General features: G+C 73.8%; 14 protein-coding genes and 1 pseudogene. 7 read left to right on the top strand and 8 right to left on the bottom strand.

What is annotated here, in order from left to right; translation table 11 throughout:
* The 4 genes from hutU to hutH form a co-directional block, all read right to left on the bottom strand.
* A complete protein-coding gene (gene hutU, locus ABD345_RS17725; protein ID WP_344553183.1) occupies window positions 1–1,686 on the bottom strand; it encodes a urocanate hydratase in 1,686 nt (561 codons plus the stop codon).
* Window positions 1,687–1,995: 309 nt separating this feature from the next.
* A complete protein-coding gene (locus ABD345_RS17720; RefSeq protein WP_344553181.1) occupies window positions 1,996–2,337 on the bottom strand; it encodes a hypothetical protein in 342 nt (113 codons plus the stop codon).
* A gap of 104 nt (window positions 2,338–2,441) precedes the next feature.
* Window positions 2,442–3,314: a MurR/RpiR family transcriptional regulator gene (locus ABD345_RS17715; protein WP_344553180.1), complete on the bottom strand. Its 873-nt coding sequence runs from the start codon at window positions 3,312–3,314 to the stop codon at window positions 2,442–2,444.
* Between the two features lie 159 nt (window positions 3,315–3,473).
* Window positions 3,474–5,036 carry a histidine ammonia-lyase gene (gene hutH, locus ABD345_RS17710; RefSeq protein WP_344553231.1) on the bottom strand — a complete coding sequence of 521 codons (1,563 nt, stop codon included), beginning with the start codon at window positions 5,034–5,036 and terminating at the stop codon, window positions 3,474–3,476.
* Between the two features lie 251 nt (window positions 5,037–5,287).
* Here hutH and fdhD point away from each other — a divergent pair, with 251 nt between their 5' ends.
* The 4 genes from fdhD (at window position 5,288) to ABD345_RS17690 (ending at window position 8,164) form a co-directional block, all read left to right on the top strand.
* Window positions 5,288–6,103: a formate dehydrogenase accessory sulfurtransferase FdhD gene (fdhD, locus tag ABD345_RS17705; protein WP_344553179.1), complete on the top strand. Its 816-nt coding sequence runs from the start codon at window positions 5,288–5,290 to the stop codon at window positions 6,101–6,103.
* 87 nt (window positions 6,104–6,190) lie between these two features.
* Entirely contained in the window at window positions 6,191–6,976 is a 786-nt protein-coding gene (locus ABD345_RS17700; RefSeq protein WP_344553178.1) for a Crp/Fnr family transcriptional regulator, read from the top strand.
* A gap of 343 nt (window positions 6,977–7,319) precedes the next feature.
* The gene (locus ABD345_RS17695) at window positions 7,320–7,511 is read left to right on the top strand and encodes a hypothetical protein (protein ID WP_344553177.1); all 192 of its coding nucleotides are present in this window, start codon (window positions 7,320–7,322) and stop codon (window positions 7,509–7,511) included.
* 122 nt (window positions 7,512–7,633) lie between these two features.
* Window positions 7,634–8,164 carry a hypothetical protein gene (locus tag ABD345_RS17690; protein ID WP_344553175.1) on the top strand — a complete coding sequence of 177 codons (531 nt, stop codon included), beginning with the start codon at window positions 7,634–7,636 and terminating at the stop codon, window positions 8,162–8,164.
* A gap of 611 nt (window positions 8,165–8,775) precedes the next feature.
* Here the strand turns inward: ABD345_RS17690 and ABD345_RS17685 are convergent.
* The 3 genes and pseudogenes from ABD345_RS17685 to ABD345_RS17675 form a co-directional block, all read right to left on the bottom strand.
* Window positions 8,776–9,915, bottom strand: a pseudogene (locus tag ABD345_RS17685) (GGDEF domain-containing protein); the annotation flags it as partial.
* Window positions 9,916–10,085: 170 nt separating this feature from the next.
* Window positions 10,086–11,153, bottom strand: coding sequence for an adenylate/guanylate cyclase domain-containing protein (locus tag ABD345_RS17680; protein ID WP_344553174.1), 1,068 nt, complete (start codon window positions 11,151–11,153; stop codon window positions 10,086–10,088).
* Between the two features lie 202 nt (window positions 11,154–11,355).
* Window positions 11,356–12,252, bottom strand: coding sequence for a biotin--[acetyl-CoA-carboxylase] ligase (locus tag ABD345_RS17675; protein WP_425556840.1), 897 nt, complete (start codon window positions 12,250–12,252; stop codon window positions 11,356–11,358).
* Between the two features lie 200 nt (window positions 12,253–12,452).
* Between ABD345_RS17675 and ABD345_RS17670 the strand changes: the two genes are divergently transcribed.
* Together ABD345_RS17670 and ABD345_RS17665 are read left to right on the top strand one after the other, a co-directional pair.
* On the top strand, window positions 12,453–14,042 hold the full coding sequence (locus tag ABD345_RS17670) for an acyl-CoA carboxylase subunit beta (RefSeq protein ID WP_344553173.1): 1,590 nt from the start codon (window positions 12,453–12,455) through the stop codon (window positions 14,040–14,042).
* 22 nt (window positions 14,043–14,064) lie between these two features.
* Entirely contained in the window at window positions 14,065–14,265 is a 201-nt protein-coding gene (locus ABD345_RS17665) for an acyl-CoA carboxylase subunit epsilon (RefSeq protein ID WP_344553172.1), read from the top strand.
* A gap of 245 nt (window positions 14,266–14,510) precedes the next feature.
* On the opposite strand, the gene ABD345_RS17660 is transcribed toward ABD345_RS17665, so the two are convergent.
* Entirely contained in the window at window positions 14,511–14,930 is a 420-nt protein-coding gene (locus tag ABD345_RS17660; protein WP_344553171.1) for a DoxX family protein, read from the bottom strand.
* 254 nt (window positions 14,931–15,184) lie between these two features.
* On the opposite strand from ABD345_RS17660, the gene mmpB reads away from it, so the two are divergent.
* Entirely contained in the window at window positions 15,185–15,310 is a 126-nt protein-coding gene (gene mmpB / locus ABD345_RS17655) for a morphogenic membrane protein MmpB (protein WP_344553169.1), read from the top strand.
* Window positions 15,311–15,312: the final 2 nt, after the last annotated feature.

Raw genomic sequence — 15,312 nt, 5'->3', positions numbered from 1 at the left:
TCACCGCTCGTCCGCCGGGCTGTGCTCGTCCATCGGGATGCGCACCCCGCGCTCCCGCGCGACCTCGGAGGCCCGGTCGTAGCCCGCGTCGACGTGCCGGATCACGCCCATGCCGGGGTCGTTGGTGAGGACCCGGCGGATCTTCTCCCCGGCCAGCGCGGTGCCGTCGGCGACGGTGACCTGCCCGGCGTGGATCGAGCGGCCGATGCCGACGCCGCCGCCGTGGTGGATCGACACCCAGGAGGCGCCGGAGGCCACGTTGACCATGGCGTTGAGCAGCGGCCAGTCGGCGATCGCGTCGGAGCCGTCGAGCATCGCCTCGGTCTCCCGGTACGGGGAGGCGACCGAGCCGCAGTCCAGGTGGTCGCGGCCGATCACGATCGGCGCGGACAGCTCGCCGGACGCCACCATGTCGTTGAACCGCTCGCCCGCCTTGTCGCGCTCGCCGTGGCCGAGCCAGCAGATCCGCGCGGGCAGGCCCTGGAAGTGCACCTTCTCCTGGGCCATGGTGATCCAGCGGTGCAGCGACTCGTTCTCCGGGAACAGGTCGAGCACGGCCCGGTCGGTCCGGTGGATGTCCTTCGGGTCGCCGGAGAGCGCCGCCCAGCGGAACGGGCCCCTGCCCTCGCAGAACAGCGGCCGGATGTACGCCGGGACGAACCCGGGGAAGGCGAACGCCCGCTCGTACCCGGCGAGTCGGGCCTCGCCGCGGATCGAGTTGCCGTAGTCGAAGACCTCCGCGCCGCGGTCCTGGAAGCCGACCATCGCCTCGACGTGCCGGGCCATCGACTCGCGGGCCCGGGTGGTGAACTCGGCGGGCTTCTCGGCCGCGTAGGAGGCCATGTCCTCGAAGGCGACGCCGGTGGGCAGGTAGGCGAGCGGGTCGTGGGCGCTGGTCTGGTCGGTGACGACGTCGATCGGGGCGTCCATCGCGAGCAGCCGCGGCAGCAGGTCGGCGGCGTTGCCGAGCAGGCCGATCGAGAGCGGCCGCCGCTGGTCCCGGGCCTCGACGGCGAGTTGCAGCGCGTGCTCCAGGCCCCTCGCCTCGACGTCGAGGTAGCGGTGCTCGATCCGGCGGGCGATCCGGGACGGGTCGCAGTCGATGCAGATCGCCACGCCGCCGTTCATCGTGACGGCCAGCGGCTGGGCGCCGCCCATGCCGCCGAGGCCGGCGGTCAGGGTGACGGTGCCCTCCAGGGTGCCGCCGAACTTCTTGTCCGCGACCGCCGCGAAGGTCTCGTAGGTGCCCTGCAGGATGCCCTGCGTGCCGATGTAGATCCAGGACCCGGCGGTCATCTGCCCGTACATGGTGAGCCCGAGCGACTCCAGCCGGCGGAACTCCTCCCAGTTCGCCCAGTCGCCGACCAGGTTGGAGTTGGCGATCAGCACCCGCGGCGCCCACTCGTGGGTCTGCATCACGCCGACCGGCCGCCCGGACTGCACCAGCATGGTCTCGTCCTGCTTCAGCCCCCGCAGGGTGCGCACCATCGCGTCGAAGGACCGCCAGTCCCGGGCCGCCTTGCCGGTGCCGCCGTAGACCACCAGCTTGGACGGGTGCTCGGCCACCTCCGGGTCCAGGTTGTTCATCAGCATCCGCAGGGCCGCCTCCTGCTGCCACCCCTGCGCACTGAGCCCGCTCCCCCGCGCCGCGCGAACCTCGCGCGGGCCGCTCGTCTGCTCTGCCATGGGCCAGCCTCCCTGCCGGATGCAATTCATTCACGATCAACGAGACTGAATATATCCAAACAGCACCACGGCGACCAGAGCCCGCGCGGGAGCGCGCATTCAGGGGCTCACGAGTGCGCGCATTCAGGGGCTCGGGGAACGGCGAGTCGATGCTGCTGGTGGCCGGAGCCCATCGGAGTGTCCGCGCTGCTGCGTGTCCTTGACCGAACCGGAAGCCGATGCGCGCTCCGGCAGTGAACCGTCAGCAGCCACGGACTCGCCGTTCCCCGAGCCCCTGGCGGCGCTCTCTCGTGAGCCCCTGAGTGGGCGTCAGGCCGCCTCGTCGCCGTCCCAGTCGATGCCGATCTCGGCCAGCCAGCGGCGGTCCGCCGCGTCGGGCTCGGGGGTCGGCTGGCCGGGGCGGGCCGGGGGGCGCGGGATGTGCTGGATCGGGCCGACGCCGTAGCGGGCGGCGGCCTGGTCGGCGGCGTCGCTGCCGGGTTCCAGGACGCCGATGTGCACGGCCTCCTCGTCGCCGGGGTCGAGGACGACCAGTTCCGGGTTGGGCGGGCGGCGCAGCGCGATGCGGCGGCCGCAGAGTGGGCAGGACCATTCGTCGGCCCCGGAACCGAGCCGTCCGGTGAGTCTCATCTGGTGGATCGGCGGTGGCATGGGACTTCCCCCGTCCGAGCTGTCGTTCTCCCTACCCAGAGGGATGCCCGCTCAGTACCCGTCGTCAACCCGACGAAAAGGTGTCATTCGGCAAACAACAGGTGTCAGTCCAGGAAGAGTTGACGGGACGTCGCGGACTGCTCGATGGATTCCAGCCGGGCTTCGGCGCCCGGCAGCTCGTCGCACATGGTCTGCAGCAGGACGCGGCCGAGCATCATCGGCGCGCACGCGGTGTCGAAGACCAGACCGGTGCCGACGGCGGCGGGCAGCAGCACGTCGGAGAGCTTGGCGACGGGGGCGAACGCCGAGTCGGCGACGGTGAGCACGGTCAGGCCGCACTCCCGGGCCACCGCGAGGGCGTCCATCAGCTCGCGCGGGTAGCGCGGCAGGGCGAAGCAGAGCAGCGCGCTGGCCCCGGCGTCGGCGGCCTGCTCCAGCCGGTCGGCGAGCATCGAGCCGCCCTCGTCGAGCAGCCGGACGTCGGGGTGGACCTTGCTCGCGAAGTACGCGAAGCCGTGGGCCTGCGCGGAGGCGGCCCGCAGGCCGAGCACGGGCAGCGGGCGGGAGGCGGCCAGGATCCGGGCGGCGCGGACGATCGGGGCCGGGTCGGCGAGCAGTTCGGCGAGGTGCCGCAGGTGCTCGATCTCGGCGAGGACGGCCTGCTGGTGCTCGTTGCGCACCACCTCGTCGTGGCTCTCGGGCGTGCCGGAGTCGCCGACGCCGAGTTCGCGCAGCTGCTTGCGCAGCGCCGGGTAGCCGTCGTAGCCGAGGGCGACGGCGAACCTGGTCACCGAGGGCTGGCTGACCCCGGCGAGTTCGGCGACCTCGACGCTGGACAGGAACGGCGCCTCGGTGGCGTGCCGGACCAGCGAGTGGGCGATCCGCCGCTGGGTGGGGGTCAGCCGGTGGCCCTCGAAGAGCTGGAGCAGCCGGGCGGAGGGCCCGGCGGTGGTGCCGGTCTCGTCCAGGGCGGTCATGTGCGGTACCTCCACGCTCGGTTGGGCGGTCGCCGGTGGCTTCGACGGTGGGACGACTGTGGCGCAGTCCCGGCAGGTGGGCAATCGCGTATCGACTGGCGGGACGGGCGGGTCCGGAGCGTGCTCCGGCGGGTGCGCCCGCCCGTCCCGGCCGGGGAGTCAGGCGAGTGGTCCGGTGACCTCCTGCACCGCCTCCAGCAGGGCGCCGGAGGCGACCAGGGCGGCCGCGGCCTCCAGGTCCGGGGAGAGGAAGCGGTCGCGGCCCGGGCCGCCGACCCCGGCCGCGCGGGCGGCGGCGACGGCGGCGGCGGTCGCCGGGGCGAGCACGCCCGGCTGCTCGGCGGCCTGCTCCCGGATCTCCAACGCCCGCGCGGCGGCCACGAGTTCCACCGCGAGGACGCGGCCGAGGTTGTCCACCGCGCGGCGCAGCTTGCGGGCCGCGGACCAGCCCATCGAGACGTGGTCCTCCTGCATCGCCGAGGACGGGATGGAGTCCACCGAGGCGGGCACCGCCAGCCGCTTGTTCTCGCTGACCAGCGCGGCCTGGGTGTACTGGGCGATCATCAGGCCGGAGTCGACGCCCGGGTCGTCGGCCAGGAAGGCGGGCAGGCCGTGCGAGCGGGCCCGGTCGAGCAGCCGGTCGGTGCGCCGCTCGGCGATCGAGGCCAGGTCGGCGGCGGCGATCGCCAGGAAGTCCAGCACGTAGCCGACGGGCGCGCCGTGGAAGTTGCCGTTCGACTCGACCCGGCCGTCGGGGAGCACCACCGGGTTGTCCACCGAGGCGGCCAGTTCCCGTTCGGCGACCAGCGCGGCGTGCGCCAGGGTGTCCCGTCCGGCGCCCGCGACCTGCGGGGCGCAGCGGATCGAGTACGCGTCCTGGACCCGCGGCGCGTCGTCCTGGTGGTGGCCGGTCAGACCGGAACCCCGCAGCACCGCCAGCATGTTGGCCGCGGCGGCGGCCTGCCCGGGGTGCGGGCGGATCGGGGCGTGCAGTTCGGGGGCGAGCACCTTGTCGGTGCCCAGCAGCGCCTCCAGGCTCATCGCGGCGGTGACATCGGCGGTGGTGTAGAGGCGGCGCAGGTCGGCCAGCGCCATCAGCAGCATGCCGAGCATGCCGTCGGTGCCGTTGATGAGGGCCAGGCCCTCCTTCTCCAGCAGTTCGACGGGGGCGATCCCGGCTTCCGCGAGGAGTTCGCCGGCCGGCCGCTCCACCCCGTCCGGGCCGAACGCGGTGCCCTCGCCCATCAGCGCCAGCGCGCAGTGCGAGAGCGGCGCGAGGTCGCCGGAGCAGCCCAGCGAGCCGAACTCCCGCACCGCCGGGGTGATTCCGGCGTTCAGCAGCGCGGCCATCGTCCCGGCGACCAGCGGGCGCACGCCGGTGCGGCCGGAGGCGAGCGTCTTCATCCGCAGGAACACCAGGGCCCGGACCACCTCGGTCTCCACCACCGGCCCCATGCCCGCCGCGTGCGAGCGCACCAGCGAGCGCTGCAGCTGGGCCCGCAGCTCCGGGCTGATGTGCCGCACGGCCAGCGCCCCGAACCCGGTGGAGACCCCGTACACCGGGCGCGGCTCGGCGGCCAGCGCGTCGATCCGGGCCCGGGCCGCGGCCATCTCGGCGAGCGCGTCCGGCCCGATCTCCACCCGGGCCCCGCCGCGGGCGACGGCGAGGACGTCCTCGGCGCTGACGTCGGCCTTGCCGACCCGGACGACGACACTGTGCATATCCATATGCACAATCTCATCAGGTGAATGGCAATGTGACAAGCAGGGTGGCGGACCGCCCGCTGCGCTCCGCGCACACGCACACGCACGACCGGGGGTGGCGGCAATGGGCAGCGGCAACACCCGTTCGTACCGGCCCCCGGCCCCTTCCTGCCGCTGTCCTTCCTCGGCTACCTCCCCGGGGTCGGACTCAAGCTGCGCGCCGCCGAAGCCTGACGGGTGGTTGACTGGCCCGCGGAGGTGCGAGACGCATGGCGCGGGCGACGGAACGACGACGAGTGGTGCGGCTGGACGGGGACGGGCGATCCGTGCGGCCCGACAGCCTCGCGGCCGAGGAGCCGCTGGAGATCCGGATCGGCGGCGAGGCGCTGACCGTCACCATGCGCACCCCCGGCCACGACTTCGACCTGGTCGCCGGGTTCCTGGTCGGCGAGGGCCTGGTCGGCGCCACCGAGGAGCTCGCGGCACTGCGCTACTGCGCCGGGACGGACGAGGACGGCGCCAACACGTACAACGTCGTCGACGCCACCGTCCGCGGCGCCCGCCCCGCGCTCTCCGCCCACCGCAACCTGCTCACCACCAGCGCGTGCGGCCTGTGCGGCCGCGACACCGTCGACGCCGTCCGCACCCGCTCCCGCTGGGACGTCGCCCCCGACCCGCTCACCGTGCCCGTCGCCGTCCTCTACGACCTCCCGGCCCGGCTGCGCGCCGCCCAGCGCGCCTTCGACACCACCGGTGGCCTGCACGCCGCCGGGCTCTTCGCCGCGGACGGGACGCTGCTGTGCGCCCGCGAGGACGTCGGCCGGCACAACGCCGTCGACAAGGTGGTCGGCTGGGCCCTGCGCGAGGGCCGCCTCCCGCTGACCGGCCACCTGCTGATGGTCTCCGGCCGCGCCTCCTTCGAACTCACCCAGAAGGCCGCCCTGGCCGGCCTCCCCCTGCTCGCCGCCGTCTCCGCCCCCTCCTCGCTGGCCGTCGACCTCGCCGAGGAGCTGGGCCTCACCCTGGTCGGTTTCCTGCGCGACCGCGCCGCGAACGTCTACACCCGCGCCGACCGGATCTCCTGAGCGCACCGGCGGCCCCGGCCGGCTTGTTCACAGCGGGCTCACCCCTTTGGGAGCATGGGGAGCCAGGGCCAGAGCGCGGAGGTGTGCATGGGTACCGATTCACCGCCCACCGGTGACGCCGCGCCGCCTTCCGGCCCCGGGGCCCGGAGGCCGGCCTCCCGTTGGCCGACCGGCTCGTACCTGGGGCTGCTGTCCGCCTCCTCCCACCAGGCCCTGATGCTGGCCGGAAGGGTGGCGGTCCACTCCGCCGGCGAGGTCCTCCTGCGGGAGGGGGAACGCGCCTCCCACCTCTTCCTGATCGAGGAGGGGCTGGTCAAAGTGACGTCGATGACGGAGGAGGGGCACGTCAGCCTGCTCGCGATCCGGGCCGCGGGCGACGTCGTCGGGGAACTCGCCGCGGTCGACGGCGCGCCCCGCTCCGCGACGGTGACCGCCGTCGGAACGGTGCGGGCACGCGCCATCCAGCACAGCGAGTTCGTCCGCCTCTTCCGCCAGGAGCCGCAGATCGCCCTCGCCCTGGTGGCGGCCGTGGCCGGCAAGTTGCGGGCGGCCACCCGGGCGCGGGTGGACACCGGCGGCTACCCGCTCCAGGTCCGTCTGGCGCGGGCGCTCGTGGAACTCGCCGAGACGTACGGGGAACCGACCGAGAACGGGGTCGCCATCACCGTCCCGCTGAGCCAGGAGGACCTGGCCGCGCTCATCTCCTCGTCCATGGCCGGGGTGACGCGGTCGCTGCAGCAGTTCAGGAAGAACGGCCTGATCGACACCAGCTACCGGCGGCTGACCGTGCTCGACCTGGACGCGCTCAGCGATCTGGCGGTCCTGCCCCACCCCGCCCGGGACGGATCCACCGGGTCTCCGGCCACGGCCTAGCCGCGCTACGCGGAATTGACGACGGCCCCGTAGACGCGCGTAGGTGGGAGCCGTGGGCTACCACCCCCACGGCTCCACCTACGTCCTCGCTGCGGAGGGCTCGGCAAGAGGACCCGGCGACAGCCTGATCAGGGTAGATGCGGGCGCCGGGGCAAGACCTGCTCAAAGTAGAGGGTTTGACGGCCTTTCTGCGGTCCGTCCCGATCTGCCGGAAGCCCTGGAGCCCGCCGCTCCCGGCTCGTAGCGTTCTCCTTGCCGGTCGTCCCCGAGAGGTGGCGCCTCCTACCAAGGTGCCCGGGGTCCGTCGGCGCAGGGCTCGGCAAGCAACCCTCCGGGAGGCAGTTTGAACACCCACGTGTGGACCGCGGCGATCGCCGCGGTGGTCGCGCTGACCGCGCTCGGCCTGGCGGCCTTCGCCGTCGCCAGGGTGAGCGGGAGCGCGCCGCTCAAGGTGGCGATCGTGATCACCGCCCTGACCGGCTTCGTCGCCGCGCTCCCGCCGCTCATCTCGGCCTTCACCTCCTTCATGGCCTAGCGGTGGCCGGTCAGGGGCACTCGCCGCCCGGGGGCGGCAGCGCGGGGGAGCGCCGGAGGCAGTCGCCGCTCCCCCGCGATGCCGACCGCACCGCGGTGGCGGTGCCCCTGACCCCGGGGCGGTTGCACACCGAACCGTTCCGCCTGCTGCGGGAGTTGGACCTCCCGGTCGAGGACCTGCTGATCGCCGGCAGCGCCCCGCTGTACGTCCGGGGGCTGCGGGACCGGATCGGCGATCTGGACGTGGTGGCGAGGGGCGAGGCCCTCCGCCGGGTGCTCCTGCTCGGCGAACCCGAACGGGCACCCTTCGACAGCGCCGTCTCCGTCCGGCTGATGGGCGGACGCCTGGAGATCACCGACAGCTGGTTCGCCGGCATGTTCGGCCCGGTGGGGGAGCTGTTCGACCGGGCGGAGCGGGTCGGTGGCCTCCGGTTCCTCACCCTCGCCGACACGCTCGCGTGGAAGCGACGGCTCGACCGGCCGAAGGACCGGCTGGACCTCCGGCGGGCGGCCGAGTGGGTGGAGCGGAACAGGCCGCCCAGGCACCAGGGCGGAGCCGGCCGCGGCGCGCTGCCGACCGCCGACCCCGCCGGTTGCAAGGCCCGCGGCCCCAAGCGGGCCGATCTTCGCAGCGGCCGCGCCCCCCGTGGGTGACCGGCGTCGAACGCCGTGGCCTCCCCGGTCCCGCGCCCCCGGTGGTGCTCCCGCTACGCCGGGGGCGGTGAGCTGGGGCCGGTGAGGGCGACGGCGACCAGGGCGCGCAGGGCGGGGGCGGTCTGGGTGAGGGGGAGGGTGGATTCGTCGGCGAAGAGTTCGAGGAGCCAGCCGCCGGCCGGGTTGGAGCCGCCGGCGGCGACCATCGCGCGGTAGCCGGAGACGACCATGACGGCTTCCTCGGCGGCGTCGTTGCCGGGGGCGCCGGCCCGGAGGGTGAAGGAGCCGCCGGTGACGGTGCGGGAGGTGAGGGGGTAGTGGCGGAGGTCGAAGACGGCGTCGGGGGCCTCGATCTGGGCGCGCTGGGTCTGGGCGCGGGAGCTGGCGGGGCCGCCGGTCATCCGGTAGACGGCGTGCCGGGCGGTGCGCATCAGCGGGGAGCCGGGCGGCACGTAGGAGATCCACCAGCCGACGGCGTTGAGCAGCCGGGCGGCGGTCTCGGCGACCAGGGTGAGCCGGCCGAGGGTGTCGGCGGGGTGGGTGCCGCCGCCCTGGTCGAGGGCGCCGAGGACGGCGGTGAGGAGCTGGCCGGGGTCGGCGCTGTGCGCGGCGCCGCGGAAGCGGCGGCGGTCGCCGTTCGGCCGCCCGCCGGGGGCCTTGCGCCGGGGGTCGGCGGCGTCGGCGAGCTGCACGGTCGGGTCGGGGGCGTACGCGGGGCCGTGGCTGCGTCCGGCGACGACGGGGTGGGCGGCGCGGCCGGCCTTGGCCCGGTACTGGGCGGCGTCGGCGAGCCGGAACAGGCGGTCGGGGGTGGTGACCGGGCCGATCGAGTCGCCGGTGGAGGCGATGCCGCAGGCGACGCCCTCGCCGTCGGTCAACTCCAGGGCGCGGGCGCAGAGTTCCTCGGCGACGGCGACCACCTCGTCGGCCGACTGGCCCTCCGCGAGCAGGCAGAACTCGTCGCCGCCGAGCCGGGCGGCCAGGCTGCCGGGGAGCTTGGCGGCGGACAGCGACAGCTGGTGGGCGAAGCGTTCGAGGAGGCGGTCGCCCATCTCGTGGCCGAGCTGGTCGTTGACCCGCTTGAGGCCGTTGACGTCGCAGACCACCAGGGAGACCACCGCGCCGTCCCGGTTGTGGGCCTTGAGCGCGGCGTCGAGCCGGGCGTCGACGGCGCGGCGGTTGGCGAGGCCGGTGAGGGCGTCGGTGAAGGCGAGGCGGCGCAGGTCGGCGACGCGTTCGGTCTGGGCGAGGCCGGCCGAGACCTGGGCGGCGAGCAGGGTGGCGTACTCGGCGTCGGCGCCGGTGAAGACGGGCATGCCGGTGCCGCGGGCGAGGTAGAGCTCGCCCCAGGCCTGGCCGTGCAGGACGATCGGGGCGACCAGGCAGCAGCCGCGGCCGCGGCGGCGCAGTCCGGCGGCGCGCTGGCGGCAGAAGGCGCCGGAGCCGTGGTCCTGGTGGCCGGTGTACGGGCCGACATCCTCGGCGGTCTGGGTCCAGGCGCGGGGCAGCCGGCCGGTGGTCCAGTGCTCTTCGAGGTAAGTGACGATCTCGGGGAAGTCGGCGACGGGGTAGGACTCGTCCTCGGGCAGTTCCTCCTCGCCGGGGGCGAGTTCGCCGTGGTTGACCAGCACCCGCAGCCGTCCGGACTCGCGGTCCCAGACCGAGACGGCGGCCATGGTGGCGCCGAGCGCGGAGACGGCGCGGACGGCGGCGGCCCGGACGGCCTCCAGCGGGGTCAGCGCGCCCGCCATGTCCTGGGCGAGTTCCACCACGGCCTGCAGCCGCAGGTCGGGTGCCGCCGCCTCGAACGAGGCCCGCTCGTCCATGGTCGCCTCACTCACCGTTAGCCGCCCTCCTGCCCGCGTGACCCTTTTACCCAGCCTAGGTCGGTGTGTGCGGTTTTCGGGTGAGGAGGTGGTGATCAGTCGGCGGTGGGCACCCGGGTGAGCAGCCAGGGTTCGACCAGGCCGAGGCCGCGGACGGGGCGGCGCCACATCGGCTGGAGGTTGAAGCGGTGGCCGGGGGCGGGTTCGCTCTCCGGGAGGCTGGCGGTGCCGTGCTGGTCGAGCGCGGCGGCGAGTTCGCCGTCGACCAGGACGGCGTCCTTGGGGGCGATCGAGGTGAGCCGGGAGGCGAGGTTGACGGTGGTGCCGAAGACGTCGCCCATCCGGGAGGTGACGGTGCCGAAGGCCATGCCGACCCGCAGGGCGGGCATGTTGTCCTCCTTGGCGAGGGTCTCGACCAGGGAGAGGGCGATCTCGGCGACGGTGGCCGGGTCCTCGGAGACGAACAGGATCTCGTCGCCGAGCGTCTTGACGACGCGGCCGCCCTGGCCGGCGATCAGGTCGGAGCAGGTGTTCTCGAAGCCCTCGACGAGTTCGCCGAGCTCCTCCTCCTCCAGCCGGCGGGAGAGCCGGGTGAAGCCGACCAGGTCGGCGAAGGCGACGGCGAGCCGGCCGGAGGTGACCTCGTGGTCCTCGGCGGCCTGGACGACCCGGCCGGTGACGGCGGCGAGCTGGCGGCGCCAGACGTAGACCAGGAACTGCTCCAGTTCGGGCAGCAGCAGTTCGACCAGCGGGTAGGCGACGTCGGAGCGGCTCATGCCGGGTTCGACGGGCTGGGTGAGGTTGTCGAGGAAGGTGTCCATCTGCCAGCCGGCCAGCCGGGCGGTGGTCTGGCCGGTGGAGCGGGCGACCTGGATCGCCATCGGTTCGCTGAGCAGCCCGGACTCGATCAGGCCGGCCAGCCGGCGCAGCGCGATCACGTCGTTGTCGGTGAGGGCGCGGGACTGGCCGATGTCGGGGAAGCCCATGGCGCGCCAGAACCGGGTGGCGAGGTCCATCGGGACCTCGGCGGCGCGCGCGGCCTGGTACGGGGTGTACTTGCGCGGCGCGTCGAGGATCAGCCGCTCCAGGTCGGTGGCGACGGTGGTCTCGTCCCCCGTCGCGCCGCTGCCGGAGCCCGTCGTGGCGCCGCCGTTGTCTGTCACCGGTCCGTCCCCGTGCGGCCGGGCCGCACTTGTGTCTTGCCGTCCTGGAGGTGCGGGCACGCGACCACCGCGGGGGTAGTGGCGAGCCTCACACCGCTGCCAGGTGGAATGTTCGCACGGAATCGCGTAATCCGGGGCATCCGCCCGGCAGCCGGTCGGTCGGTCCCGCAGGGTGAGACCGACGCGTCCCGGGCGGCCGGTCTCAGTCCTGCGGGCGCACGTGCACCACGTCCCCGGCGGCGACGGGGTGCCGGGCGCCGTCGGGGGTGCGCACCACCAGGCGGCCGTCGGCGTCCACCGCGACGGCCTCGCCGAGCAGTTCGCGCTCCCCGGGCAGTTGGACCCGCACCTGCCGGTTCAGCGTGGTGCAGCGGGCGGCGTACGCGGGCAGCAGGCCGCTGGCGTGCGGGTCGCCCGCGGCGGCGGTCCACTCGCCGTACAGTTCGGCGAACTCGCGCAGCACCGCGCGCAGCAGGGTGGGCCGGTCGGTGGTCTCGGCGCCGGCCAGCGCGAGCGAGGTCGCGGTGGGGACGGGCAGTTCGTCGGCGCGCAGCGAGACGTTCAGGCCGAGGCCGGCCACCACGGCGCCGCCGGACAGTTCGGTGAGGATGCCGCCGAGCTTGCGCTCCTGCCCGTCGACGACGGCCTGCAGGTCGTTGGGCCACTTCAGGCCGGTGCGCACCCCGGCGATCCGGTCGAGGGTGGCGGAGACGGCGGTGCCGACCAGGATCGGCAGCCAGCCGTAGCGCTCCATCGGCACGCCCTGCGGGCGCAGCAGCACCGACAGGAACAGCCCGGAGCGCGGCGGCGCGTTCCAGCGGCGGTCGAGGCGGCCGCGTCCGGCGTGCTGCGACTCGGCGACCAGCACGGTGCCCTCGGGCGCGCCGTCCTTGGCGCGGACGGCGAGGTCGGCGTTGGTGGAGCCGGTCTCGCTCACCACATCGAGTGAGGTCCACAGCTTCCCGGGGCGCAGCAGGTCGAGCCGCAGGGCCCGTTCGTCCAGCGGCGGGCGTTCCAGGTCGGTCCACGGGGAGGGGCCGCCGTGGCCGAAGCCGCGCAGGCCGGAGCGGCGGGGACGGGGGCTGTCGGGAGTGGTCACCGGACCAGCCTAGGTCCCTTGCGGACGCCGCACGCCGCCTCATCGTCCCGCAGAACGCGCGGTGGGACGATGTGGCGATGGCCATAACCACGCGTGCCGCCGCGCTGGTTACGCTACTCAACGGTAGACCGCAGCGCCGCCCTGCCCGCACCCCTCGCGCGCCCGGGCCGGCGGCCGAGGACGCAGGGAGAGCCCCCCGAATGACCCAGGCACCGCAGGACCCGCACACCACCGCCGGGAAGCTCGCCGACCTGCGCCGGCGGATCGACGAGGCGGTGCACTCCGGCTCGGCCGCGGCGGTCGAGAAGCAGCACGCCAAGGGCAAGCTGACCGCCCGGGAGCGGATCGCGGAACTGCTCGACGAGGGCTCCTTCGTGGAGTTCGACGAGTTCGCCCGGCACCGCTCGACCAACTTCGGCCAGGAGAAGAACCGCCCGTACGGCGACGGCGTGGTGACCGGCTACGGCACCGTGGACGGCCGCCAGGTCGCGGTGTTCGCCCAGGACTTCACGGTGTTCGGCGGCTCGCTCGGCGAGGTGTTCGGCGAGAAGATCGTCAAGGTGATGGACTTCGCGCTGAAGACCGGCTGCCCGATGATCGGCATCAACGACTCCGGCGGCGCCCGGATCCAGGAGGGCGTGGTCTCGCTCGGCCTCTACGGCGAGATCTTCCGGCGCAACGTGCACGCCTCCGGCGTGATCCCGCAGATCTCGCTGATCATGGGCCCGTGCGCGGGCGGCGCGGTCTACTCCCCCGCCGTGACCGACTTCGTGGTGATGGCCGACAAGACCTCGCACATGTTCATCACCGGGCCGGACGTGATCAGGACCGTCACCGGCGAGACCGTGGACATGGAGGAGCTCGGCGGCGCCCGCACCCACAACACCAAGTCCGGCAACGCGCACTACCTGGCCGCCGACGAGAAGGAGGCCGTCGAGTACGTCAAGGCGCTGCTCTCGTACCTGCCCTCCAACAACCTCAGCGACCCGCCGGCCTACCCCGAGGAGGCCGACCTCACCGTCACCGCCGAGGACCTCGAACTCGACACCATCGTCCCGGACTCGGCGAACCAGCCGTACGACATCCGCCGGGTGATCGAACGCGTCCTGGACGAGGGCGACTTCCTGGAGGTCCAGCCGCTGTACGCGGGCAACATCGTGATCGGCTTCGGCCGGGTCGAGGGCCACCCGGTCGGCGTGGTCGGCAACCAGCCGATGGACCTGGCCGGCTGCCTGGACATCGCCGCCAGCGAGAAGGCCGCCCGCTTCGTGCGCACCTGCGACGCCTTCAACATCCCGGTGCTGACCTTCGTCGACGTGCCCGGCTTCCTGCCCGGCACCGGCCAGGAGTGGGACGGCATCATCCGGCGCGGCGCCAAACTGATCTTCGCCTACGCGGAGGCCACCGTGCCGCTGATCACCGTCATCACCCGCAAGGCGTTCGGCGGCGCGTACGACGTGATGGGCTCCAAGCACCTCGGCGCCGACCTCAACCTGGCCTGGCCGACCGCCCAGATCGCCGTGATGGGCGCCCAGGGCGCGGTCAACATCCTGCACCGCCGGGAGATCGCCGCCGCCGAGGCGGAGGGCCTGGGCGAGGAGCGCCGCGCCGAACTGCTCGCCTCGTACGAGGACACCCTGCTCAACCCGTACCTGGCCGCCGAGCGCGGCTACGTCGACGCGGTCATCGCGCCCAGCGAGACCCGGCGGCACGTCGTCCGCGGGCTGCGGGCGCTGCGCGGCAAGCGGGAGGCGCTGCCGCCCAAGAAGCACGGCAACATTCCGCTCTGATTCCCGAAGGGACCCCCGCGCCATGACCCCCATTCAGGTGCTGCACGGGCAGCCGACCCCCGAGGAGCTGGCCACCGTCCTGGCGGTGGTCCAGTCCCGGGCCGCGGGCCGGGCCGCCACCGGCCCCGCCCGCGGCCCGGCCTCCGCCTGGACCGCCCGCACCCCGCGCCACCTCCCCGCCCCGGGCCCGCACGCCTGGCGCACCAGCCTCTGGCCCAGGTGAGAGGGCATCCACAACAGGGGCTCGGGGAACGGCGAGAGCCCCCGCCAGGGGCTCGGGGAACGGCGAGGCCCAGTCTGCGAGCGGTTCACTGCCGGAGCGCGCATCGGCTTCCGGTTCTGTTACTACACGCAGCAGCACGGACACATCGATGGGCTCCGGCCGTCAGCAGCATCGACCCGCCGTTCCCCGGGCCCCTGATTTCGCCTCCCGCCGTTCTCCCGGAGCCCCTGGAGGGGGCTGTCCGCCTAGGACTTCTCGGCGCCGGTGAGCGCGAAGCTGCCCGGGCCGAGGACGACGATCAGCAGGAAGGCCCAGCAGAAGAGCACCGAGGACTCGCCGCCGTTCTGGATGGGGAAGAGCGCGTTCTCCTGGTGGACGGTGAAGTAGGCGTAGGCCATCGAGCCGGAGGCGATGAACGCGGCGATCCGGGTGCCGAGTCCGAGCACGACCAGGGAGCCGCAGACCAGCTGGATGACCGCGGCGTACCAGCCGGGCCAGGTGCCCGCCTTGATGCTGCCGCCGCCGTACGCGCCGCCGAGGACGCCGAACAGCGAGGCGGCGCCGTGGCAGGCGAAGAGCAGGCCGACCACGACGCGGTGCAGCGCGACGAGGTGGGGGCGGACCGCGGCGGTGGTGGTTCTCGCCGTGGTGATGAACTGGGACATGGTTTGTCTCCTCAGCCGAAACCAGTGGGGTGGTTCTGGAGCTGTGCTCGTGCCCTGACCATGTGGGGTGACATGGCGTCGGGCACGGGAGCAGGTCGGCGGCCGCACGCCACCGATCATGGACCCGACAATCCAATTGCTCTATTGCAGGGAACGCGGGCCCCCGCGTCAAGGGGCACCCGAACCGTTCCGGTGCGCCGGACTGAGTACGGATACTCAGGCGCGCCCGGCCCGTCCCGTTGCAGGCTGGTGCGGTGCTCTGGTCAGACCCCCGCGACGAACCGTCGCAAGAGGCCCGCGAGGTGCAGCGCAGGCTGCGCCGGACGGGGGTGCTGATCGCCCTGCTGGCGCTGCTGGGGGCGGCCCTGGTGCTCGTGTAGGC

This window comes from Kitasatospora saccharophila (genome assembly GCF_039529925.1).
Classification (GTDB): Bacteria; Actinomycetota; Actinomycetes; order Streptomycetales; family Streptomycetaceae; genus Kitasatospora; species Kitasatospora saccharophila.
Note: the sequence above shows the minus strand (reverse complement) of the source record. Positions and strands in the feature narration are given on the sequence as shown.